Origin of the sequence: Scatolibacter rhodanostii (genome assembly GCF_900197595.1) — a bacterium.
Taxonomy (GTDB): domain Bacteria; phylum Bacillota; class Clostridia; order Oscillospirales; family Acutalibacteraceae; genus Scatolibacter; species Scatolibacter rhodanostii.
Genome location: NZ_FZLO01000007.1, coordinates 37961 through 61460, shown reverse-complemented (window position 1 = coordinate 61460; position 23500 = coordinate 37961). Strand labels below are relative to the sequence as shown.

Annotated in this window: 18 protein-coding genes; 4 read left to right on the top strand and 14 right to left on the bottom strand. The window is 40.5% G+C overall.

Annotated features, from left to right (window positions below; genetic code table 11):
• Nucleotides 1-301: 301 nt before the first annotated feature.
• On the bottom strand, nucleotides 302-1207 hold the full coding sequence (locus CS931_RS11970; RefSeq protein ID WP_370738193.1) for a phosphate ABC transporter substrate-binding protein: 906 nt from the start codon (nucleotides 1205-1207) through the stop codon (nucleotides 302-304).
• A gap of 288 nt (nucleotides 1208-1495) precedes the next feature.
• Here CS931_RS11970 and CS931_RS11965 point away from each other — a divergent pair, with 288 nt between their 5' ends.
• The 3 genes from CS931_RS11965 to CS931_RS11955 are packed head-to-tail and all read left to right on the top strand — an operon-like array spanning nucleotide 1496 to nucleotide 5553.
• Nucleotides 1496-3226 (top strand): ABC transporter ATP-binding protein, encoded by a 1731-nt coding sequence (locus CS931_RS11965; RefSeq protein ID WP_099206123.1) that lies wholly within the window; start codon nucleotides 1496-1498, stop codon nucleotides 3224-3226.
• Entirely contained in the window at nucleotides 3223-5079 is a 1857-nt protein-coding gene (locus CS931_RS11960) for an ABC transporter ATP-binding protein (protein WP_099206122.1), read from the top strand. The genes CS931_RS11965 and CS931_RS11960 overlap by 4 nt, the downstream gene beginning before the upstream one ends.
• 27 nt (nucleotides 5080-5106) lie before the next feature.
• Nucleotides 5107-5553 carry a MarR family winged helix-turn-helix transcriptional regulator gene (locus CS931_RS11955; protein WP_099206121.1) on the top strand — a complete coding sequence of 149 codons (447 nt, stop codon included), beginning with the start codon at nucleotides 5107-5109 and terminating at the stop codon, nucleotides 5551-5553.
• Nucleotides 5554-5688: 135 nt separating this feature from the next.
• On the opposite strand, the gene CS931_RS11950 is transcribed toward CS931_RS11955, so the two are convergent.
• The 8 genes from CS931_RS11950 to CS931_RS11915 form a co-directional block, all read right to left on the bottom strand.
• Entirely contained in the window at nucleotides 5689-8154 is a 2466-nt protein-coding gene (locus CS931_RS11950) for a type 2 periplasmic-binding domain-containing protein (RefSeq protein WP_099206120.1), read from the bottom strand.
• Nucleotides 8155-8400: 246 nt separating this feature from the next.
• Entirely contained in the window at nucleotides 8401-9531 is a 1131-nt protein-coding gene (locus CS931_RS11945; RefSeq protein WP_099206119.1) for an iron-containing alcohol dehydrogenase, read from the bottom strand.
• 217 nt (nucleotides 9532-9748) lie between these two features.
• A complete protein-coding gene (locus tag CS931_RS11940; RefSeq protein WP_099206118.1) occupies nucleotides 9749-10963 on the bottom strand; it encodes an aspartate aminotransferase family protein in 1215 nt (404 codons plus the stop codon).
• Nucleotides 10964-11128: 165 nt separating this feature from the next.
• The gene (locus tag CS931_RS11935; protein ID WP_242964988.1) at nucleotides 11129-11758 is read right to left on the bottom strand and encodes a cytidylate kinase-like family protein; all 630 of its coding nucleotides are present in this window, start codon (nucleotides 11756-11758) and stop codon (nucleotides 11129-11131) included.
• A gap of 14 nt (nucleotides 11759-11772) precedes the next feature.
• Nucleotides 11773-12513, bottom strand: coding sequence for an amino acid ABC transporter ATP-binding protein (locus tag CS931_RS11930; protein ID WP_099206116.1), 741 nt, complete (start codon nucleotides 12511-12513; stop codon nucleotides 11773-11775).
• A gap of 14 nt (nucleotides 12514-12527) precedes the next feature.
• Nucleotides 12528-13301: an amino acid ABC transporter permease gene (locus CS931_RS11925; RefSeq protein ID WP_099206115.1), complete on the bottom strand. Its 774-nt coding sequence runs from the start codon at nucleotides 13299-13301 to the stop codon at nucleotides 12528-12530.
• A 19-nt stretch (nucleotides 13302-13320) separates the two neighbouring features.
• Entirely contained in the window at nucleotides 13321-14223 is a 903-nt protein-coding gene (locus CS931_RS11920; protein ID WP_099206114.1) for a transporter substrate-binding domain-containing protein, read from the bottom strand.
• Between the two features lie 329 nt (nucleotides 14224-14552).
• Nucleotides 14553-15026 carry an Lrp/AsnC family transcriptional regulator gene (locus tag CS931_RS11915; RefSeq protein WP_242964987.1) on the bottom strand — a complete coding sequence of 158 codons (474 nt, stop codon included), beginning with the start codon at nucleotides 15024-15026 and terminating at the stop codon, nucleotides 14553-14555.
• Nucleotides 15027-15358: 332 nt separating this feature from the next.
• Here CS931_RS11915 and CS931_RS11910 point away from each other — a divergent pair, with 332 nt between their 5' ends.
• Nucleotides 15359-16768 carry an aspartate ammonia-lyase gene (locus tag CS931_RS11910; protein ID WP_099206112.1) on the top strand — a complete coding sequence of 470 codons (1410 nt, stop codon included), beginning with the start codon at nucleotides 15359-15361 and terminating at the stop codon, nucleotides 16766-16768.
• Nucleotides 16769-16842: 74 nt separating this feature from the next.
• On the opposite strand, the gene gatB is transcribed toward CS931_RS11910, so the two are convergent.
• The 5 genes from gatB to CS931_RS11885 all read right to left on the bottom strand — a co-directional run bounded on the left by gatB (nucleotide 16843) and on the right by CS931_RS11885 (nucleotide 23209).
• Complete coding sequence (gene gatB / locus CS931_RS11905; RefSeq protein ID WP_099206111.1) at nucleotides 16843-18258, bottom strand: Asp-tRNA(Asn)/Glu-tRNA(Gln) amidotransferase subunit GatB; 1416 nt, start codon at nucleotides 18256-18258, stop codon at nucleotides 16843-16845.
• Entirely contained in the window at nucleotides 18255-19706 is a 1452-nt protein-coding gene (gene gatA, locus CS931_RS11900; protein WP_099206110.1) for an Asp-tRNA(Asn)/Glu-tRNA(Gln) amidotransferase subunit GatA, read from the bottom strand. The genes gatB and gatA overlap by 4 nt, the downstream gene beginning before the upstream one ends.
• On the bottom strand, nucleotides 19699-19986 hold the full coding sequence (gene gatC, locus CS931_RS11895; RefSeq protein ID WP_099206109.1) for an Asp-tRNA(Asn)/Glu-tRNA(Gln) amidotransferase subunit GatC: 288 nt from the start codon (nucleotides 19984-19986) through the stop codon (nucleotides 19699-19701). Before gatC ends, gatA begins: the two co-directional genes overlap by 8 nt.
• A 61-nt stretch (nucleotides 19987-20047) precedes the next feature.
• Nucleotides 20048-21775, bottom strand: a complete 1728-nt coding sequence (aspS, locus tag CS931_RS11890; protein WP_099206108.1) for an aspartate--tRNA ligase — start codon at nucleotides 21773-21775, stop codon at nucleotides 20048-20050.
• A 483-nt stretch (nucleotides 21776-22258) separates the two neighbouring features.
• Nucleotides 22259-23209, bottom strand: a complete 951-nt coding sequence (locus CS931_RS11885) for a L,D-transpeptidase family protein (RefSeq protein WP_099206107.1) — start codon at nucleotides 23207-23209, stop codon at nucleotides 22259-22261.
• Nucleotides 23210-23500: the final 291 nt, after the last annotated feature.

Sequence of the window (23500 nt, the reverse complement as noted above, 5' to 3'; positions counted from 1 at the left end):
CCCGAAATTCTGATACCTCTTATTTTCCTTAATACGCTTGATAAATTGATTTTAAGTAATCCTATCCGCATGTCTGCAAAATTCGTATTGATTTCATCCTAAAACACATTTTAATTATTTTTATTTTCAAAATCTTTCTCTTTGTTTTTATTATATCGTCTGATTGTAAAATCTAAAATCAAACTTGTGTTAAATCTAATTAAAATTGGAACCGCCGAACAAATCATAAATTTCGGTAATAAAAAAGCAAGCAGGGGTTTTTTACTTTACCCTCCTGCTTGCTTTGCTATTTTATAAATTCTTATTCTGTAGCGATAAGACCAACCGACTCAATCAGCTGTGAACCAGCATCAGAATAGATATATGCAAACAGGGCTTGCACCAATTCATTCTGTTCTGTCACTTCACCTGATGTTGCCATAACAAACGGTCTTGAGAGAAAATAATCGCCTGCTTTAATTTTTTCCGCCGTTGCTTCTACGCCATTTAGTTTTACGGCTTTCACTGTTTCATCGACCATATCCAGCGAAACATATCCAATTGCACCGCTTGTTGAAGCGACTTTAGCAACCACTGTACCTGTGCTGTCTAATTCAAGTGCATATTTGCAAGCATCTTCTACATCTAAGATTTCTTCAAAAGCACCTCTTGTACCAGAGCCAGCTTCACGACCAACTACTACGATTGGATCATCTTTGCCGCCAACTTCAGACCAGTTTGTGATTTCGCCTTTATAAATGGCTGTCAAATTTTCTTTTGTTAAATCGGCTGTTGCATTGTCGGGATGAACCACAATCGCGATTCCATCAATTGCTACCACATTTTCTACTGCCCCAGCGGATATTTCGCTTTCTTTCAGTTCTCTAGAGGCGTTACCAATATCAACACTGCCGGCTAAAAGTGATTCAATACCAGCTGAAGATCCTGTGAATTCAGCCGTTACGCTCACGCCATTATTTTCTTCCATAAATGATTCTGCCACTGCATTAGCCAATTTTTCCATAGATGTACTGCCGGCCAAAGTGATTTTCCCGCTAAGCTCTTTTGCTGCTTCACTGGCGGGTGCGCTTTCTTTCTTAGATTCAACTGTCGCTGAAGATTCCTTTGCTGAACTCGCTGAACTTTCAGAAGCTTGTGCCTGATTACCGCAAGCTGCCAATGTAAGTGCTAAAACGGCTGTGATAGCAAAAACTGCAATCTTTCTCATATGTTTCCTCATTCTATTGTTCTCCTTCATACTCATAATATTTCTTTTTTTAACAAGCTCAGTATATCGTGTGCAGCGTTAAATCAGAAATCTTATTTGTGTAAAAAGTTGATGAAGATTGTAAAAAGAATTTTTTGTTCATTGCTTATTTTATAAATCTCACAATAAAATTTTATTACATTATAAATGTTGTTCTATTGACATTCGTTCAAAATGGAATATAATAATTTCATGTGCAATTGTTGCTATTGCAACTATTACATCAGTAAATAACACGGAGAGCTTTGGATGAAGAATTTTTTGTTATACGCCAAAAAATATAAAAAAGAATTTATTTTAGCGATTATCTGTATCGAAGCAGAAACAATTTTTGAATTGATTATTCCTATGGTCATGGCTGATATCGTTGACGTTGGTATTGTAAACGGAGACAAACGATATATTCTGCTCAAAGGTGTGCAAATGGTTGTTTTTGCTCTTATTTCCCTTGTTTTAGGCCATATTTGCGCTCGATATACCGCCATTTGCGGTAGCGGAATAGCCGCTGAAATCCGAACGGCAGAATTTGAAAAAATGCAGTCTTATTCTTTTGCAAATACTGATAAATTCAGCACTCCATCACTCGTCACACGCCTAACAAGTGATGTCTCTGTCATTCAAAATTTTGTTTCTAACGGTATGCGACCAGGCTTTCGCTCCCCTGTGATGATGCTGACGGCCATTATTGTTTCTTTTAAGCTAAATGCCGAGTTGGCTTTCATTTTCTTGATTGCAGCTCCTATACTGGGCTTTTTCCTGTTCTTTATTATTAAGAACGTCAGACCTCTCTATTCTAGAATGCAAGAAGCTATTGACTCTGTGAACCGTGTGATTCAAGAAAATTTGGTTGCTGTCCGTGTAGTCAAAGCGTATGTAAGAGGCGACCATGAAATTGATAAATTCGATGATGTAAATGGAAATTTACAGCGTACCTCCAGCAAAGCTTTTACTATTGCTACATTAAACACGACTTCTTTCCAATTTGTCATGTATGGCACTATATTGGCTATTCTATGGTTCGGCGGCGATTTGGTCATGGCCGGCAATATGAAAGTGGGTGCTTTAACCAGCTTTCTAAGCTATGTTTTACAGGTATTAAATTCTCTCATGATGTTCTCCAATGTCTTTCTGCTCTTCACGCGTTCCCTCACTTCTATGAATCGAATTTCACAGGTATTGGACGAAAAACCAACCATTAATGATGACCGTGCCAAGGACATTTCCATTAAAAAAGGGAATATTCGATTTGAAAACGTATCTTTCAAGTATAAAGAAAAAGCGAAAGAATATGTTTTGTCTGATATTTCTTTTGAAATAGAAGCTGGTCAAACCATTGGTATTATCGGACAAACAGGTGCAGCAAAAAGCACACTTGTCCAGCTGATTCCCAGACTGTATGAAGCAACCTCCGGCAATATTTACATAGACGACCACCCCATCTATGAATATTCACAGGCTCATTTAAGAGAAGCAATCGGTATGGTACTGCAGCAAAATACTCTTTTTTCAGGTACGATAAAAGAAAATCTCTATTGGGGAAAAGAAAAGGCTACTGACGAAGAAATTGAAGCTGTTTGTCGCATTGCTTGCGTCGATGAATTTATCGACCGATTGGATAACGGCTACGACACCATGCTTGGACAAGGAGGCGTTAATGTTTCCGGTGGTCAAAAGCAGCGGCTTTGTATCGCCAGAGCCATTCTAAAATCACCTCAAATTCTGATTTTAGATGATTCTACCAGCGCTGTTGATACCGCAACCGAAACCAAAATTAATGAAGCCTTAGAAGAGGTCTTGCCAGACATGACAAAAATTATTATCAGCCAGCGAATTTCTTCTATTCAGCATGCCGACCAAATTATTATTTTGGATGACGGCAAAATTCATGCTACAGGAACACACGAACAGCTTTTGGCAGAAAATGAAATTTATCAAGATATATTCTTTTCACAGCAAAAGGGGGTGCTTGTTGCGCCATGAAAAAAGGAGTTTATGCCAGACCCAAAGATACAAAAAAAGCAATCACCTTTCTTCTAAAATACATTGGGAACCACAAACTGCCTATGATTACCATTGCTGTTTTGGTTTTAATCAATGCTTTTGCCGGTATTATCGGCACCTATATGCTAAAACCCGTTATCAACACTTATATTTTGCCTGGTGATGTTCCAGGGCTAATTCGTGTTCTTTTGGTTATGGGCGGCATTTATCTTGCCGGTGTTCTCTCTTGCTTCACCTACAATAAGATGATGATTCATGTATCGCAGCAGATTGTCAGCGAAATCCGTATGGATCTATTTCGCCACACGCAAAAACTTCCCTTAAGCTTTTTTGACACACACACGCATGGTGACTTAATGAGCCATTTCACCAACGATGTCGATACCATTTCAGAAGCACTTAACAATAGTTTTACGTTATTGATTCAAAGCTTTGTCACTTCTGTCGGAACTGTCGCCATGCTGATTTTATTGGACTGGCAGCTTTCTTTAATTGTTGTCTTCTTTCTGGCCATTATGTTATTATATATTCGTCGTAACAGCAAGCTCAGCCGAAAATATTTTGCTGAACAGCAGAAAAATTTAGGTGACATGAATGGTTATATCGAAGAAATGGTTGCCGGACAAAAGGTTGAAAAAATCTTTGGACATGAAGCACAAGATTTAAAACAGTTTAATGAATTGAACAATAAACTGAAAGACTCATCCGCTAAAGCTACTACTTATACCGGCATCACCATTCCCACTATCGTTTCACTTTCGTACGTTAACTTTGCTGTTTCTGCCTGCGTTGGCGGCCTTTTCGCCCTTTCGGGTCTGATTGATCTTGGCACTTTAGCCTCCTATCTTGTTTATGTACGCCAAAGCGCTATGCCGATGAATCAGTTTACCATGCAAATTAACTTCCTTATGGTGGCACTTGCCAGTACCGAGAAAATTTGCACGATGATAGAAGTAGAACCTGAATCTGACGAGGGAACCATTACCTTGAGCCGTGTCAAAGCTTACCCCAATGGTACGTTAGAAGAGAGTGAAGAATACACCGGCACATTTGCTTGGAAAGTACCTGATGAACAAGGAAATTGCAGTTTTGTTCCCCTCAAAGGCGATGTACGTTTTCATGGCATTGAGTTTGGTTACACCAAAGAAAACTCTATTTTAAACGGAATCAGCCTGTATGCAAAGCCAGGACAAAAAATTGCTTTTGTTGGTTCAACAGGTGCTGGCAAAACCACCATTATCAATCTAGTAAACCGCTTTTATGAGCTGAATAATGGTACAATTACCTATGATGGTCTTGATATTCAGCATATTAAAAAAGATGATTTAAGACGCTCCATCTCACTAATCATTCAAGAAACGCATTTGTTTACCGGCACAATTGCCGATAATATTCGGTATGGCCGATTAAGTGCTTCAGATGATGATGTTTTAGCTGCCGCCAAAATTGCCAATGCAGATTCTTTTATCCGACGACTTCCCGACGGCTATCAAACTGTTTTAGAAAGTGACGGTGCCAATTTATCACAAGGACAACGCCAGCTGATTGCCATCGCCAGAGCGGCTATCTCTAGACCACCTGTTCTTGTCATGGATGAAGCCACCAGTTCAATTGATACCCGCACCGAAAAACTGATTGAAAAGGGTATGGATACCCTGATGAAAGACCGCACTGTATTTGTCATTGCTCATCGACTTTCTACCGTTCGAAATGCCAAGGCTATTTTAGTTCTTGAAAAAGGTGAAATTGTTGAACGAGGCAGCCATGATGAGCTATTGCAAGATAAAGGAAGATATTATCAACTTTACACCGGCCAATCCGAATTAGAATAATGCTAACTTCTGAAGGAGTAACTGAATATGGTACAGCCAACGATTCGCGAGCTTTTGATTCGTGAAGAAAAAGCCCGAAAACAGATTATAGCGCCCCTCCTATCAAACCTCGGTTTAACACCGGGTCAAGGACAGGGAAGTATTTTAATGAAACTCTTACAAGAAGACCGAATTACACAAAAAGAGCTTTCTGATCGGTGTCGTCTTGATGTTGCCACCATGTCAAGAAATATCGACAAACTAGGTGATATGGGTTTCTTGACAAGAGAGCTTAACCCAAACTGCCGCCGTTCTTTTTTGATTTGCCTAACCGAAAAAGGGCGCGTGGAAGCACATAAAATTAAAGATGTTTTCCATCAGTTTGATACTGTTATCTGTCAGAATATTGCAGAAGAAGACTTGGCAGCTTTCCGCAGCGTGTTAACCCAAATATGCGACAATTTAGATTCTTATAAAGATAGCTGCGAGTCATAACATCTATATAAACTGAATTATATTATTATTTTAAAAGAAAAAGGACAGCTTTTGAGCTGCCCTTTTTTTATTCTTTCTATATAAATATCAAAATGCTAATTTGTTTTGACCTAAGTCCTCTATTCACCTTTTGATTTATCTAGTTCTTTCACCCACATAAATTTTAGCGGTATCTTTTGCTTGTGTGCAAGCTTCCTCTAATGTAGCTTCATCTTTAATGTAGGTGATAATACTGTCCCACATTTGTCGGCTCACTATACCCTCACTAATGAGCGGTGTTTTGAGCTGTGCCATAAACCCTGCTATATCTTTTTCATAGCCAAATGTTGGTTCTGGGTCTCCCTCCGGAAAGCCTTCGGGATAATCTGCCTTGTTCTTTTCATAGCTTTTTTTCGCGTTGGCAACCATGATATCCAATGCCGGCTCTACCATAGGGAAACTGCTCCAAGTATCTCCCCCTGCCTGTATTGATGGTGAAAGAGCAAATTGTAAGAAAGCGGTTGCCAGCTCCTGTTGGTCACTGGTAGCACTAATTGCCAACATATCGTAAGGAATCCACACACCTTCGTCAATGGAAGGTGCCAGCATAATTTTTTCATTGGGATAAAGATTATATTTTTCCTCTTGGGGATAATGAGCTGGCGTGTCAAAGTCCTGCAAAGAACCCATTTGGCTTAACTGTGCCATATCTTTGTTTAATTGTGAATTATGACGAAACTCTATTCCTGCAGAGGGAGAACCATATATAAACCATTCATAAGGATCTCTTCCATTCATAGCTACTTGTGAATTTTCTGCTGCAAGAGTACCCGTCAATTTATTTTTTTCTGCTATCGCTCTAAAAGCTTTCATGAACTTTTGCAGATTTTCTTCGTTAATCCCAGAATCTTGAATAATGCCTGTTTCGGCAGATTGCCAAAGTGCCGTATAGATATTCTGCAAATCTGAATCTTCTATAAACGGATTTTCTGCTGAACTGGCTTCTAAAAACGAAATCCACTCATCATAACTGGAAAAGTCTTCTCCCTTATAGTTAGACATAGACAGTACCGGAATCGATAAGCTTGTTGGGAGATAGAATGTGCCTTTTTCTCGTTTCATCTGTTCTGCCAGCGTACCAAAGAATTCCGAAGTATCCACTTTTCCTTCTAAATTCAGAAGCAAGCCCTCATCAGCATATCTTGTCATCGGAAAACCATCTATTAAAAAGACATCAGGTGCTTCACCGGCTAAGACACGTGTATTGAATTCTTTTAACATTTCATCTATATCTTCTGCAAAAAGCATTTTTTGATCCTGAAATCCATAGGTGGCCGCACCTACTTCTATGCTGATATTAAATTGTGGATAGGTCTGCAAAAATTGCGCTGCTGTAGTGCGAAGTGCACTATTTTCTTCTAATGTCCAAATCGTCAGCTTGAGATTGGGATCATAGGCAAAATTGGGGTCATAGGAGAAGCGCCAAAGCTCCTCGCTTCCGTTGTTATTAACTATAGCTAGAAAAACCTTATCTTCCAGCGCCAAAAAATTACTGGGATAAGAATCCGTGTCACCTAAAACCAATTTAGAATTATCGGCAATGAGAGTCGTCTCTCCACTTTCTAAATCAATTTGATAGATGCCGGTATAGTTTGTATTATACATGACTCCTTCAGGTGACAAGGAAAACCAATCTCCTGAATAACGACCACCGAAACTTTTGTCTGTAGTGACACGACTAATTTCTTCCCCATTTTGAGAATCAATTTTTGCAATCTCTATGTTATCATCATCGTTTGCATTAAATACATAGATACCTGTTTCATCTTTTGTCGCATTTTGGTAAGGGTGGTTTAGTTCAGGTGCCACATCATACACCTTTTCACCCGTTTGCGTGTCATAGACGGCATAGATATACTCGCCTACCCCCTCGACCTGACTGTAAGAAATCTGACCGTCTCCTTGGTCGTACTCTTGATACTCTATCCCGGCTATATATTCTACATACAACTTTTGATGGGCAACTACACTAGCCTCCAGAATTGCAATGGCTTTATCTTGGCTTATCACTTCTTCTATTTCATTAATTTTTAATTCGCTGTTTTCTCCTGTGGGTGCGATCTTAATAATTTTATCCTGGATTTCAGATTCGCCTCTTGCCCCTTTGGAACTCTGTATGGCATAGGTTGTGCCATCTGTATCCACAGTAGGACCTGTTATCGATTCTTTATCGCCTTCATCGATTAATTTTTTACCAGGCCCCTCCGATTTTTTCCAAGTATCGCCGTCATCCGTGCTTTCATATTTTTCTGTCAGCGACCAATTATACATCACCAAATGGCCGTCTGAAAGTCTGGATAATGTATTTATGCTCCCAACATCTTCGGGTGTGATATTTTCCCCAACATAGCTGCCTTTTTGCAAATCACCACCCAGTGCGGGCAGTTTAATTTCAATTTCTGCTGTTTTTTTATCATTTTCCGCTGCCGTTTCAGTGGCAGAAGTTTCTTTACCACTTGCTTCTGTCGGCTTTTCACTCACTTCACTTACTTTTCCGGATGAACAGGCCGACAAAAAAACAATCGCCGTCAAGGCAACACTAAGAATCTGTTTCTTTTTCATATTCAATCCTCCACCTATTACTTTCCTTTTATTGAATCATCTTTTTATTGCGAAGTTATTAAATATAGATAAAACTTTGTTATATCCGCAAGGCTTTTTTATTATTGATCTATCCTATAAAAAAGACTTCTGTTGCCTTAATTTTACAACAGAAGTCTTTTTATTTTTATAGTTTTTTTGCCTAACTCTTGATTTTCGACTAACTTTCTGTAACCAACAGTAAAAAATAAACTTTATATCTTTTCTTTACAGCGCACGTTTGTAAATTTCAATCATTTCTTCTTTCCCAAAAGACACAGGATGATTCGTAATGCTAGGGGCAGAAACTCTAAAGCAATTGTCTACCATCCAAGGAATATCCTCTTCCACGATACCTTGCTCGGAAAGTGTTGTACGCAGATTTAGTTGTTCTAATAGCTCCAAGATTTTCCGGGCGCAATCTTCCTCCTTTTTGCCTCCCAATCTTTTTGCAATTTCAGCATATTTTTTTGGTGCCCGTTTGCAGCTGAATTCTGTGATAACAGGGGTCAACGCTGCCAATCCTCTGCCATGCACAATATTTTTGAGTCCACTGGCGGGATGTTCCATGCCATGCGGCAAAACCACACCAGATAGATAAATTGCCATACCCCCCATGGTACTTGCCCATGTCACAGCATCCCAAGCTTCTGCATCTCCATTGCCCTCATAAATTCGAACCAAATTATTCCCTATCAATTCAATTGCTGACAAGCTCATCATCTTGCTCATAGGATTTTCAATTTTAGATAGATAGGCTTCCATCGAGTGACATAGTGCGTCAAATCCAACAGACGCTAAAACTGACTTCGGCATAGTCTCCATAAGTTCTGAATCAATGATAGAGACTTTCGGCACAATTAGATTGGTACGCAGTGATTTTTTATCGCCGTTGTCAGGATTGGTTAGAACAGCAAATCCGTTTCCTTCGCTGCCTGTTCCACAAGTGGTGGGAATTAGCACTAGAGGTAATGCTGATTCTCCGATTCGTTTATTAAAGATATAGTCGTTGATGTCTCCCTCATTTACACTCAAAAAAGCAATTGCTTTGGCGCAATCTAAAATACTGCCGCCGCCAAGTCCAACTACCACATCACACTGATTTTCTTTGCAGTAATTCGCTCCCTCTATCGCTATAGTCGTCAGCGGATTTTGTGTCACTTTATCAAACACAAAACTTTCTATGCCGGCTTCTTCTAAATATCGCAAGGTGCGGTCTAAGAGTCCGCTTTTTTTAGTGCTGCCTGTTCCCGTAACAACTAGTGCACGTTTGCCGTAGACTGCCGCTAATTTTCCGGTCTCTTGAACACGTCCTCTACCAAAAACAAACTCGCTAGGAATATGATAATTAAACTCCATTTTCAGCCTCCAATATCTAATTATTTCTTTCATAAAAACAAGGTTTTACCGGAACACCTAGATGTTCCGGTAAAATTGAACGTTTACCAATTTGCTATTCTAAAGCAACCAGAGAGAGGGCTGCCAACTTAAAGTCTTATTTATATAATCAAGTCACTATTCTATTAGCCGTTTACGTCCTTGCCAGCTTATAGAGACTTTTCACCGCAAATCTTTCTCACAGAAGAGACTGGACTGACTCTTTCAAAATCTCATAGGCTTGATCGCAATTTTCTTTTGTCAAAATCAATGGAGGAACCATGCGGATAATCTTTTGCCCAATTGCCGTAATCAACAGTTTTCTGTCAAAAGCAGCGTGCTTTACGTCTGCCGCATTAACACCTTCTTCAAATTCGACACCGACCAGCAAACCTTGATGCCGCACATCTTTTACCTTTGGAAGAGATTTCAGCTTCTCTGAAAAATAGTCGCCTAATTCTTTGGCATTCTCGGCACATTTGCGCTCCAGCATTTCTTCTATGGTAACCAAAGCAGCCGCACAAGAAATCGGGTGTCCGCCAAATGTTGTGCCATGCGAACCCTTTGTAAATGCTTTTGCTACTTCATTTGTTGTACAAATAGCACCAATGGGCATACCGCCTCCCAAAGCCTTTGCCATGGAAACAATATCCGGTTTAATGTCATAATTCATATAGCTCATGACTTCTCCGGTTCTGCACCAACCTGTTTGAATTTCATCCAGCAGAAGCAGCATGCCTTTTTCATCACAAAGCTCACGAAGTCCACTCATGAATTCTTGTGTCGCTGGGTACACACCACCCTCACCTTGCACGGGTTCTATCATAATAGCAATGGTATTTTCTGTGACAGCTGCCTTGAAAGAATCCAAATCATTATAATCTGCATAAGAAAAACCAGGTGTCATGTCGCCAAAACCGATTTGACAGGCAGAGTCAGGCTGTCCTGTAGCACTTAATGAACCCATAGTTCTGCCGTGAAAAGATTTTTTCGCTGTAACAATATTGTAGCGGTTGGGATTATATTTTTCAACACCGTATTTACGAGCCATTTTAATCATAGCTTCGTTTGCTTCTGTTCCAGAATTTTGATAAAAAATCTTATCCATACCAATGGTGGTGCAAACCTTTTCTGCCAAAAGCGCCTGTGGAATTGTATAAGGATAGTTAAAAGTATGCATAACTTCTGCAGCTTGTTCCTGTACTGCTGCCACTACTTTTTCATTACAGTTTCCCACACTGTTAACCGCAATGCCGGCATAAAAGTCGAGATAAGGTGTACCCTCTGTATCATATAGATACATTCCCTTTGCTGTTTCGGCAACAAAATCAAAACGCTCATAGGTCTCAATCATATACTTCTCGACTTTGTTTTTAATTTCCTCTGCTGTCAGTCCTGTTTCCTTCAATTTCATAAAAAACCATCCTCCTAAAATTTTATCAATTGATTATGCGGAAGAGGAGGGCAAGTCTTTGCATCAAGCTGATTGAACTTGATTGCCCGCCGATTCAAGGCAAAAGCTTGTCACTCTTTCGGAGAACGACCGACCGCTTTGCCAAGTGGCCGGCTCCCTCTCAAGTTAAATCAGATTTTTAATTTGAAGATATGCCTTGATCAGTTCTACACAGTTGTCTACACCAATTTTTTCACTGTTCAGTGTCATATCATAGTTCACTGGATTCGTCCACTGACCGCCATTTGTATAATGCGTATAATATTCAGCACGATATTTATCGGCATGAGCAATGGTGGTGTGTGCCGTTTCTTCTGTCACTCCCATATTCTCCATAGTGCGCTGTACACAAAAGCTCCGTGGTGCTTCGATATAAATGCTGACCACGTTTTCTCGATCACGAAGTACCCAGTCAGCACATTTGCCGACAATCACGCAGGATTCGGTATCTGCCAAATTTTCAATAATATCTTTTTGATAGGCAAATAAAGCATCATCAGACACAAACTTTTCATTACGGGTTATATATTGACGAGAACGAGGCAGTCCTTTAAGAAAATTTGAAAATCCACCTGAACTGCGTGTTTTTTCATTTACTGCCATAAAAAGATTCTCATCTAAGCCGCTTAGCTGTGATGCCAAAGTAAGAATTCTATTCTCATAGCAATGAATATTTAATTCTTTTGCCAACTTCGAAGCAATCTCTTTTCCGCCACTTCCAAAGCCGCGGGCAAAAGTAATCACAAAATGTTCCACTCCATTTTCTCCTTTCATCCGGCAATAAATCGGCTTAAGAATTGCTGTGTTCTGGGGTTTTGCGGATTTGTAAACAATCGCTCTGGCGCATCGCTTTCTACCACATACCCTTTATCCATAAAAATGGTTCGGGTTGAAACATCACGGGCAAATCCCATTTCATGTGTCACAATAATCATGGTCAAGCCTGTTCGTGCAAGCTCTTTCATGACAGCCAACACTTCACCGACCATTTCAGGGTCAAGCGCACTCGTTGGTTCATCAAACAACAGCACTTCAGGATTCATGCATAAGGCTCTTGCAATTGCCACACGCTGTTTTTGTCCGCCCGAAAGCTGTGAGGGCATGGCATTGATAAACGGAGCCATACCGACCGCCTTCAAATGGGTGATTGCTCTGTCAAAAGCTTCTTCTTTAGATATATGCAAAACTTTTCTGGTTCCAGCCATGCAGTTCTTTAAAACTGTCATATTATTGAACAGATTGAAGGATTGAAAAACCATGCCCACTCTTGCTCGATATTCATTCACGTCTTTCTGTGCATTTTTCACCGGCTGTCCATGAAATAAGATTTCTCCCGACGTTTGGTGTTCTAATCGGTTGATACATCGAAGCAGTGTTGATTTTCCCGATCCAGAGGAACCTACTACGCAGATAACCTCTCCGGCTTCAACCGCAACATCAATCTTTTTCAGCACTTCATGTGTGCCAAATGACTTGCTAAGATCTCTGATAGAAATGATTTCGTCTGCCATACTTTCGCACCTCCTCATTGATTATCCATATATTCAGCTGCCAAAACATATTCTTGTTTGCCTGCCAGTTTCTTTTCTAACAGCATAAAGAGGCGGTTGAAAACAAAACACAGCACTAGGTAGATAACAGCAATGACCAAGTAGGCTTCAAAATACTTATAATAGGTACTTCCGGCTGTTTTCGCTGTCATAAATAACTCTGACACACCTATGACGTTTAAAACCGAAGTCATTTTGATGTTCGATAGAAACGTATTCGCCATTTCAGGCATGATGTTTTTGAATGCCTGCGGTAAAATAACATTAAGCATGGCTGAAACAGGTGACATTCCCAGTGCCAGTGCGCCTTCACGCTGACCGGTTTCAATTGATTTAATACCGCCTCTCACCGTTTCAGACATATAAGAGCCTGTGTTGAGCAGTGTGACCAAAATACCTGCTGTGATTGAAGTAATTTTAACATCTGCTTGGTGTAGACCATAATAAATAATCATGCCTTGCACAATCATCGGTGTTCCACGAAAAATCTCTACGTATACCCAAGCCACTTTTTTCATAATATGATAAATTATTTTTTTAACGAGATGATCTTCTTTGCTGATTACGATATCCTGCACAATGCCTACAACATATCCCAGTACAAACCCTAATAAGGTACCGATGACGGCTACATAAAGAGTAATCCATGTACCTTCCCAAAACAGGTTGGCATACTTTTGCATCAAAAAAGCCATCCACCCCATAGAATTTTCTGGAGTTGCTGCTGCATTTAAAAGAGTAACTGTCATGCGAATTCTCCCTTATTTTTTAGTTTGCGGCCGGCTGTAGCTCAATGGCTTTGCCCATCATTTCATCCATGGCTGCTTTATCATTCCATTTCAGTTCATCCATGGCGCCTTGAATGCTATTTAAAAGTTCGGTGTCACCTTTGCGAACGGCGATACAAACATTGGTTGAACCTGTAGGATCTTCGATGGTGTCATCAGCTTTTAAGTCTAAAACCACCAAATCACTGTTTGTCATGGCAGCTGTTTGCGATGTCGGAAGATCGATAACAGAAGCCTCTACTGCACCATTGGCAACTGCCATAAAGCATTCTGCAGTCGTTGCAAAATTCGGGCCAAGCTCTACATCTGGAATTTGATCTAACAAATTCACCCATGCTGTGCCAGTCTGCGTTGTCACGGTAACATTCTTGCCTGCAAATTCTGAAAGAGAAGTGATTTCATCTAATCCGCTGCCTTTTTTTACGGTGATGGCAACATCTCTGTAGTAATAAGGTTCTGTGAAATCATACACAGCGGCTCTTTCTTCTGTTTTACCCATACCGGCAATAATGGCATCATAGTTGCCAGAGTCAAGCCCCATGCCGATTGAATCCCATTCTACTTTATAGATTTCTAAATCCCAGCCCAGTGTGTCCGCTATTTTTTCTGCCATCATAACGTCGTAACCATAAGCGTAATAATTTGTGCCGGCAATCGGAACTGCTTTTGCTCCACCTGGTACTTCCTCTGTTTCCTGGGTCCAGTTGAAGGGAGCATACGCACATTCCATACCCACTCGCAAAACCTTTTTTTCTTCGGTAGAAGTAGCAGCGGTAGAAGCGGTGCTTGTATTTGTATTGTTTTGATTATCCCCTGAACAACCTGCTAATGCACTTAAAGCAATTACAACAGTCAAAATCCCCAGCAATACCTTTTTCATCATAAATACCCTCTCTCTTCTTACTGTTTTGTTGAATCTACTAAATTTAAATACAATCTTGCTTTATTCTTTTTGAATAAACAAAAAGACAAAGGTGTTTACTATGCCAGCATAGTAAACACCTTTGTCTACAAAAACTCTCGAAAGAATTTGTTCATATTTAATTTAAAGAAAGTATAAACCCATTTTGATTGAATTGTCAATTCTTTTCCGTACAAAAAATATATTTTGTGAAGATACGTTTTGTTAAACAATTATCCAAGCTAATTTTTGGATAAATTTTACAAAAATTTATTTTTTCTGATAAAAATACCGTTTTGTATCCAATTTTTCTATTCGCCAATCTCTAAATTGTTTTCTTCTTTGTCCAGTGCGTATATATTTACTCCTCTATGATAAACAGACGTAGAAAACACGATTTGTGTACTGGTTTTACCAAATTTTTGCAACTGACCAATAAAACTATCCAGCTCACCTGTGCTGGGAAATGCCACTTTAATCAACATTGCATAGGGGCCCGTTACACAATTACACTCCAACACATAAGGGCAAGCTTGCATAAGCGGATAAAACTCTGGCTTGCGAACCGGGTCCATCTCCAAATTGATAAAAGCTGTGATATGATAGCCAAGCTGTAATTGATCAAGCTGAGCGTGATAACCGGTTATAATGCCTTCTCTTTCTAATTTTTCAACACGGCTAGCCACCGCAGGAGACGACAAAAACACTTTTTCTGCCAAAGCTTTTAGCGGAATTCTTGCATTTTTTTGCAGCACGTCAATAATCATTTTATCGGTATGGTCCAAAGTCATCTCTCCTTATTCTATCCAACTGGCTCTCATTTGTTTACAATTATAACTCTAATCGCTCAATTTGTCTATAAAAGAGCAAGCAGCAGATAATAAAATAAAGTTTTAAGAGTCATAACTTTATTTTATTATCTCTGCAAACCATAAAAAAAGTGATTGTTTTCTTTTCTTCTTTTCCTATTTACTTTTTGCAAAATAGAGTCTATTGTTTAGGAGATTTCTGAAAACGAAAATCTGCTAAGCGCAAAACAGAAATTGCAAAAACACTTTGCATCACAGTTTTCAGCATTGTTTTATGAGCTTTGCAACTTAGAAAAGAGGTCTTGATCATGCATACCACACGTATAGAAAGTGATTCCATCGGAAATATGTCTGTCCCTAAAAACGCACTTTATGGCGTTCAAAGTCTCCGTGCTAAGCATAATTTCTCTATCAGCGGACAAAATCTCCACCCAGAACTGCTACGCAATTTGGTACTCATTAAAAAAGCCGCTGCCACCAGCAATATGGTATCACAAGATTTAACCCAAGCCTATGGCTCTGCTATCATACAGGCCTGTGATCAACTTCTTGCCGGAAATTTCAAGGAAGCTTTTATTGTTGATTCGATTCAAGGAGGAGCGGGAACCTCTGCCAACATGAATGTCAATGAAGTCATTGCCAACTTGGCTTCTGAAATGCTAGGCGCAGAAAGAGGCAGCTATTTAATTCATCCAAATGATCATGTCAACATGTCACAATCTACCAACGACGTTGTGCCTACCTCCGGAAAATTGACCGCCTTAACTTTGACCGACACTTTATTGCATGAACTCAATCGTCTTTATGAGGCTCTTATCAATAAATCAGAAGAATTTGCCCTGGTCGTTAAAATGGGACGCACGCAACTGCAAGATGCTGTTCCCATGCGATTGGGACAGTCTTTTCATGCTTTTGCCTCTTGCTTGCACCGTGATATCCGTCGCATACAAAAAGCGAGAGAAGAGATGAAAACTATAAACTTAGGTGCCACTGCAATTGGTTCTTGTATTAACGCAAGCCCCATTTATTTAGAAAGCATTATTCCCATACTAAGCCAACTATATGGAGAAAAACTTTATTGTGCTGATGATCTTTTTGATGCCACACAGAACTTAGATGGATTTGTCACTGTTTCTTCTGCACTTAAAACCTGCGCCATTAATCTCTCTAAAATGTGTAATGATCTTCGCCTGCTTTCTAGTGGGCCTAAAACTGGATTGGGTGAAATTCAGCTACCCAAACGGCAGAATGGTTCTTCTATTATGCCGGGTAAAGTAAACCCTGTGATTCCCGAAGTAGTCAATCAAGTCGCTTTCGCCGTTGTCGGAAACGATCTCACCATTTCTTTGGCCGCTGAGGGTGGCCAATTAGAGCTTAACGCTTTTGAACCTATTTTATTCTGTCGCTTGTTTGAATCACTCGACTGGCTAACCCATGCGGTTTCTACACTGGTTGACAATTGCATTGTCGGCATCACCGCTAATGAAGAGCACTGCACTACACTAGTTGAAAGCAGTGCTGGCATTGCCACTGCTTTATGCCCGTATATTGGCTATCAAAAATCCGCTTTACTCGCCAAAAAATCACTGCAGACGGGTGTATCTGTCTTAGCTTTAGCCTTGGAAGAGCATGTGCTAGATGAGAATATTCTGCATGAAATTTTAGACCCCGTCATGCTTTCGCAGCCCCTTCATCAAACTGCCAGAATTAGCTCTTAAGTTTTTAAACTACAAGAAACCCGATTATCAGCTCTCAAGTGAACTGATAATCGGGTTTTTCTACCCTTTTAAACTTATTCTGCGATTATGGCTTTCAGCTTTTCTTCTGCTTCTAGTGCATTAGCACGACCTTTTGATTGGCGCATAACAGCACCCACAAGCGCTTTAATTGCTTTTTCTTTGCCCGATTGATAGTCTGACACCGATTTAGGGTTCTCGGCTACTGCTGCACGGCAAAGTGCTTCCAGTTCAGAATCATCGAAACCGGCCAAGTCCTTTTCAGAAAGAAAATCACCTGCTGGTTTTCCTGATTCCAACATTTGCGTAAACACGCGCTTGGTTAAATTGCGGTTGATTTTACCGCTTTCAAGCAGTTTCATCAACTCGTTCATCTGTGCTGCTGTCACCGTTGGCGACCAATTTTCACGCTCCGATTCCGTCGTAATCAAACTGAACATTTGGGTAATCATAAAAGTCGCTATGGTTTTAGGATTTTCACAATCTTTTGAAGCTTCTTCAAAATAGGCAGAGACCTTATGATATTTAGTCAGCAATTTAGCATCTGCTTCTGCAATACCCAATTCTTCAACATAGCGTTTACATTTCTTATCCGGCATTTCAGGTAAACTATTTTTGAGTGTTTCGAACCGCTCTTGCGAAATGACTACCGGCACAATATCAGGGTCTGTGAAATAGCGGTAGTCGTCTGCATTTTCTTTACTGCGCATACTGCTGGTCATACCGGTGTCCGCATCAAAATTGCGGGTTTCCTGCACAACTCTGCCACCGGACTCTAAAAGTTCTGCCTGCCTCTCAAACTCATAGGCAATGGCAGCGGCAACAGACGTGAAGGAATTCAGGTTCTTAATCTCTGAACGAGTACCAAACTGGGTTTCCCCTTTTTGGCGCAAAGAAATATTGACATCACAGCGCATAGAGCCTTCCTGCATACGGCAGTCTGATACCCTCACTGCGCGCATGATTATCTGCAATTTCTCAAGATATTCGGTTGCTTCTTCGGCACTGCGAATATCTGGCTCGCTTACAATTTCAATTAGCGGCACACCGCCACGGTTATAATCTATCATAACCGTATTGCCCTGGTGAACCAGCTTACCTGCATCTTCTTCAATATGAATGCGAGTGAGGTTAATACGCTTACCGTTTGAGAGTTCTACATAACCACCTTCGCACAGCGGTTTTTCAAACTGCGAGATTTGATAGGCTTTTGATAAGTCGGGATAGACATAGTGCTTTCTCGCCATAATGGATTTCAGGCTGATTTCGCAGTTGAGTGCTAAACCGGCTTTAGCGGCATATTCCACCACAGTTTGGTTCAAAACCGGTAAACTACCCGGCTGACCTGTGCAGACAGGGCAACAATGCGTATTGGGTTCTCCGCCAAACTTTGTGGTACAAGAACAGAATATTTTCGTTTTGGTCGAGAGCTCAACATGAGTTTCAAGACCGATGACCATTTCCCAACTCATAGCTTCACCCCCCTATCCGGTGTTTTGATATATTGCTCGGCCGTTTCTCTTTCAAAAGCCAAGGCTGTATTCAATATCAAAGCCTCGCTAAATTGATTGCCAATTAACTGCATACCAATTGGTAACCCTTTGCTGTCAAATCCGCAAGGAATGGACACGGCCGGTAGTCCGGCAATATTCACGGTGACTGTGCAAATATCCGTTTGATAGGTCTTAACGGGATCAAGATTCGCTCCGCTTTTCATCGCTGTAAGCGGTACAGTTGGGGTTAGCAGGCAATCACACGACTCAAAAATGGTTTTAAATTGGTTTTTAATGCTGTTTCTGACCAATTGTGCTTTGTGATAATAAGCATCAAAGTAACCCGCGCTTAACACATACGTGCCCAGAAGAATACGGCGGCGTACTTCTTCACCAAAGCCTTCACTTCTGGTACGGCAGACAAAATCTTCTAAATCTGAAAACTTTTCAGCGTGGTAGCCATAGCGTATGCCATCATAGCGACCAAGGTTAGAAGAAGCCTCGGCGCAGGCCAGTATATAATAAGTCGGCAGACTATATTTCAGCATAGGGAATTCAATCGGCACAATTTCTGCGCCCAAGGATTGATATAAAGCAATGGCTTGCTGTAAAGAGTCTGCGAGGTCTTTCGGCAGATTCTCAAAATACTCTTTGGCTATGCCAATTCTCAAACCTTTTATATCACCTGTCAATTGATCTGATACAGCAGAAGAATCTCGGCTTGTCATATCGAGAGGGTCTTCTCCCCGAATGGCATCAAAGACAAGGGCGGCATCTTCTACGCAAGTGGTCAACGGGCCAATTTGGTCAAAGGAAGAGGCATACGCAATCAGACCTCGTCTGGAAACGGCTCCATAGGTAGGCTTTAAGCCGACAATACCACAGAAAGAAGCCGGCTGGCGAATACTGCCGCCTGTGTCAGAACCGATTCCAAAAATGGAAAGTCCGCCTGCCACAGCCGCCGCCACACCGCCTGAGCTGCCTCCTGCGACATAGTCAGTGTTCTGCGGATTTTTAGCACCGCCAAAATAAGAAGTCTCGCAGGTCGAACCCATGGCAAATTCGTCCATATTTCCTTTGCCAATTAACACGGCATTTTGCTTTTGCAAGCTCTCCCACACCGCTGCATCATAAATCGGCACATGATTTTCGAGCATACGAGAAGCACAGGTGGTTTTGAGTCCCGCCGTGGCAATATTGTCTTTTAACACAAAAGGGATTCCCTCAAGCGGCAACAATTTTTCTCCACTTTGCTGTTTTTTATCTACTGCTGCTGCCGTTTTGAGTGCCGTTTCTTCGGTAAGAGAAATATAGGCATTTAGTTCAGCATTTTCTTGTTGAGAAGCCGACAAAAATTGCTTTGTGACTTCAACACAAGAAGCCTCTCTTGCTTCTAAAAGATGTTTGATATCTTTTATTTTATTCATCTGTCAGCCCTCCTAGCTTTCGGGCAACAAAATATCCGTCACGTTGCTCTGCAGCATTAGACAGAATGTCTTCTACCGATGTCGAAGGATAAATAATATCTTCTCTCAATTCTTTTGTTTTTTCCTCTGTTAAATTCAGCTCTCCAACCTCTACCTCTGCAATAGCATTAGCAAAATCTAAAATACTGCTGACATCGTTTAGCAGCGCCTGTGTATCTTCTTTATCTAGAGAAAGCTTGGCAAGTGCGGCAATTTTCTCCAGTTCTGTTTGTGTAATCATGGCTGTGTCCCGCCTTTCCCGTGCTGAATGATATAGTTTTAGTTATCTGTAAAACTTTTCCTTATCTAATTTTTATGTTGGCTTCTCTCAACTGCAATTCGCTGACCTCACCAGGTGCGCCCATGAGCAAATCTTGCGCATTGCCGTTAAGCGGAAAAGCGATCACGTCGCGAATGGTTTCTTCTTCGGCAAGTAACATCACCATACGGTCAACACCTGGTGCCATGCCGGCATGAGGCGGTGCGCCATATTGAAAAGCCGTGTATAAAGCGCCAAAACGCTTTTCAAGCTCCTGCTCGTCATATCCGGCAATTGCAAATGCCTTTTTCATAATTTCCGGGCTATGATTTCTAACCGCACCAGAAGATAACTCTACACCATTACAGACTACGTCATATTGATAGGCCAAAATCTGGAGCGGATTTTTTGTCTCTAACGCTTCTAAGCCACCTTGCGGCATAGAAAATGGATTGTGCGTAAAGATAATTTGGTTTGTGTTTTCATCACGCTCATACATAGGAAAATCAACAATAAAGCAGAACTCAAAAGCTTCTGTATCTATGATGTCCAGATTTTCGCCGAGCCATGTACGAATTTGTCCGGCATAACGATTGACCACATCAATAGAATCGCAAATGAAGAAAAGGGTGTCACCATCCTTCATCGCAAGACTATCAATCAACTCTTGTTTTTGTTCGGGTGACAAGAATTTCTCAATCGGTCCTTTAAATGTGCCATCTGTCAGAGTAAGATACCCCAACCCTTTCATGCCGATTGAAGTCGCAAACTTGAGAGAATTCTCAAAAAAGGTTCTGGAACGTCCTGCACAATCTGCTACAATTCCCCGAACCGGTTTGTTTTTAAACAGAGGAAATTCAACATGAGAGAAGAATTCTGTTAAATCACAAATTTCCAGAGGATTTCGTAAATCTGGTTTGTCTGTTCCATATTTCAGCATTGATTCCGCATAAGGAATTCTTTTGAACGGCGCGGCAGAAATCTTTTTCTCTGTGAAATGAGAAAATGTATCATACAAAACTTTCTCGGCTACCTGCAAAACATCGTCTTGTTCGGCAAAAGCCATTTCAAAGTCAAGCTGATAAAACTCACCCGGAGAACGGTCTTGTCTGGCGTCTTCATCTCGAAAACAAGGCGCAATCTGAAAATACTTATCAAAACCTGAAACCATCAGCATTTGCTTAAACTGCTGGGGTGCTTGTGGCAAAGCATAGAATTTACCCTTATGCTTGCGGCTGGGGACAAGATAGTCTCTGGCACCCTCAGGCGAAGAAGCGGCAAGAATCGGGGTTTGAATCTCCAAAAATCCGAGTTCTTCCATTTGCTTTCTCAAAAAGCTAATGATTTTAGCGCGCAAAACAATATTTTCATGTATGGCTGGATTTCTTAAATCTAAATAGCGATATTTCAATCTGACATCTTCACGAGTTGCCTGTGAGTCTCTAATCTCAAAGGGCAGCCGATTGCTACATTCCCCTAAAATCTCGATTTTGTCAACTACTAACTCAACAAGACCCGTATCTAGTTTTTCATTGACTGTGTCTTCATCTCTGGCCGAAACGACCCCAGACACAGTGATAACTGATTCTTTTGTGACGCCCTCTAACATACTGTCATCGTGGAAAACCACCTGCGTGATTCCACTGTGATCTCTCAAATCCATAAATTGAATGCCGCCGTGATCACGGATTGTGTCTACCCACCCGGAAAGGGTTGCTTTTTGACCAATATCTTTGGTTCTCAATTCATTGCACACATGGGTTCTTAACATAGCTCTTCCTCCTAAAATATAAAAAGTCCCGGAAATTATCTTACCAATAATTTCCGGGACGAGCTTCGTCAACATAGCCCGCGGTGCCACCCGCTTTGAAAGGGCGCCTTTGCCCTATCCACTTTCATATTCAATTTCCGGTTATACAATACAAACATCAAAGAAGTGTTCCCCTGCTTACTACTCTTCCACATCGCGCTTTCAATCGGTGACGCGAATTCCCTTTTGAAATTTCCTAAAAAGCTGGAGTCTTCCCCTAGATTATATGCGATGAAAAAAACTTTGTCAACAAAAAAGATTTGCGATAAATCGACAACTAAGTAAATCAACGCAGTTTTTATTCGCGGTTTTTGTTCTTTATGTGCTGTTATTATTCTGTGAAGATATAATAAACAGCCCCATTTACTATCGTTTAAAAGCGCTTTTTATCAGTGCTGTTAACAGTTATTTTTATCTGTAATTATAAAACTTCTTACCCTTGTGTCAATAAATGATAACCTGCGTATCACTTTCTATATTTTCATAAATCCATTTCGCATTGTCCATGGAAAGGCGGATACATCCATGCGAAGCAGGTTGCCCCAGTTTATCAATCTCGCCCTCTTGAAGCTCTCGATTGACATCAAATGGAATACTATGAAATAGATAATCACCATAGAATTGAGTCCAGTAATAAGCGCCTTCCTGAAGTCCTTCATTGAAGAAAGAATACCCTCTGCCAGCCACTGAATAAGTGCCCATCGGCGTTTCATACCCTTCTGTTCCTGTCGAGCAAGGGAAGGAATGCACAACCAAATTCTGTGCGTCGACTACTGAAACTGTTTGTTCCTCCAAAGAAACATAAATAGAAATCGGCCACGAAGCTTCTTCCCACGAAATTTGAGAAACTGTCGGAAAAGATGGATATTCTTGCAGTGAATTGGCCAGTTCTGTGACAGGTTCTGAACTGATATCCAAATATTCTTTATTACACCACCCTGTTCGTCCATCCAAGGCTTTGATGCGTACCCAGCTATTACCCAAATCTTCTACAATGTTCAAAACAGTTCCTTTGGCCGCTACAAAAACAATGTCTGAATCTGTTCCGCTCTCAATGCGAATATTTAAATCTGTGGTGCTCTTCCCTTGATATACCACAGTTTCATTTACATTTGGCAGCTCTTTGACAAGATCTTCTGTTTTATTTTCTGGATTTTGCACTGGTTGATTATCGGTAGAATCTTCTGCTTTATTTAAATCTCCGTCTTCTGTTTCTACCGTGAGTGCTGCTTGATCTTGTTCTGTATTCGGCACTGATTTTTGGCTTGTCTGCGTTTGTTCTTGTTTAAATTGATAGACCGTATGAATGGCATACACAAAAACAACCAGCACGCAGGCAGAAACCAGCGCATAGGCTTTCATTTCATAACCTTTTCTTTTCTTTCGTTTTGGCACAACAAACCTCTTTCTTTTGCGAAATACAATTTACCTTGTCGATTTGATTTTCCTTGATAGGATTTGCAAGCAAAAGCTGTTCTATTCTAAAAATATTGTAGAATTTTCAGTTCTAAATTTTATTCAGACCCATTAAATTTAATATTATATTGCCTTTTTATCTAATAAATTACTTTTTTTACCTATTTTTACTCGATTTATTCTTTCTTTATTCTACTATATTTTACACCATTATAATGCGAAGATATTGCAAAATTGTTAAATTGAAATCTTTTAACACTCTTTAAAGCA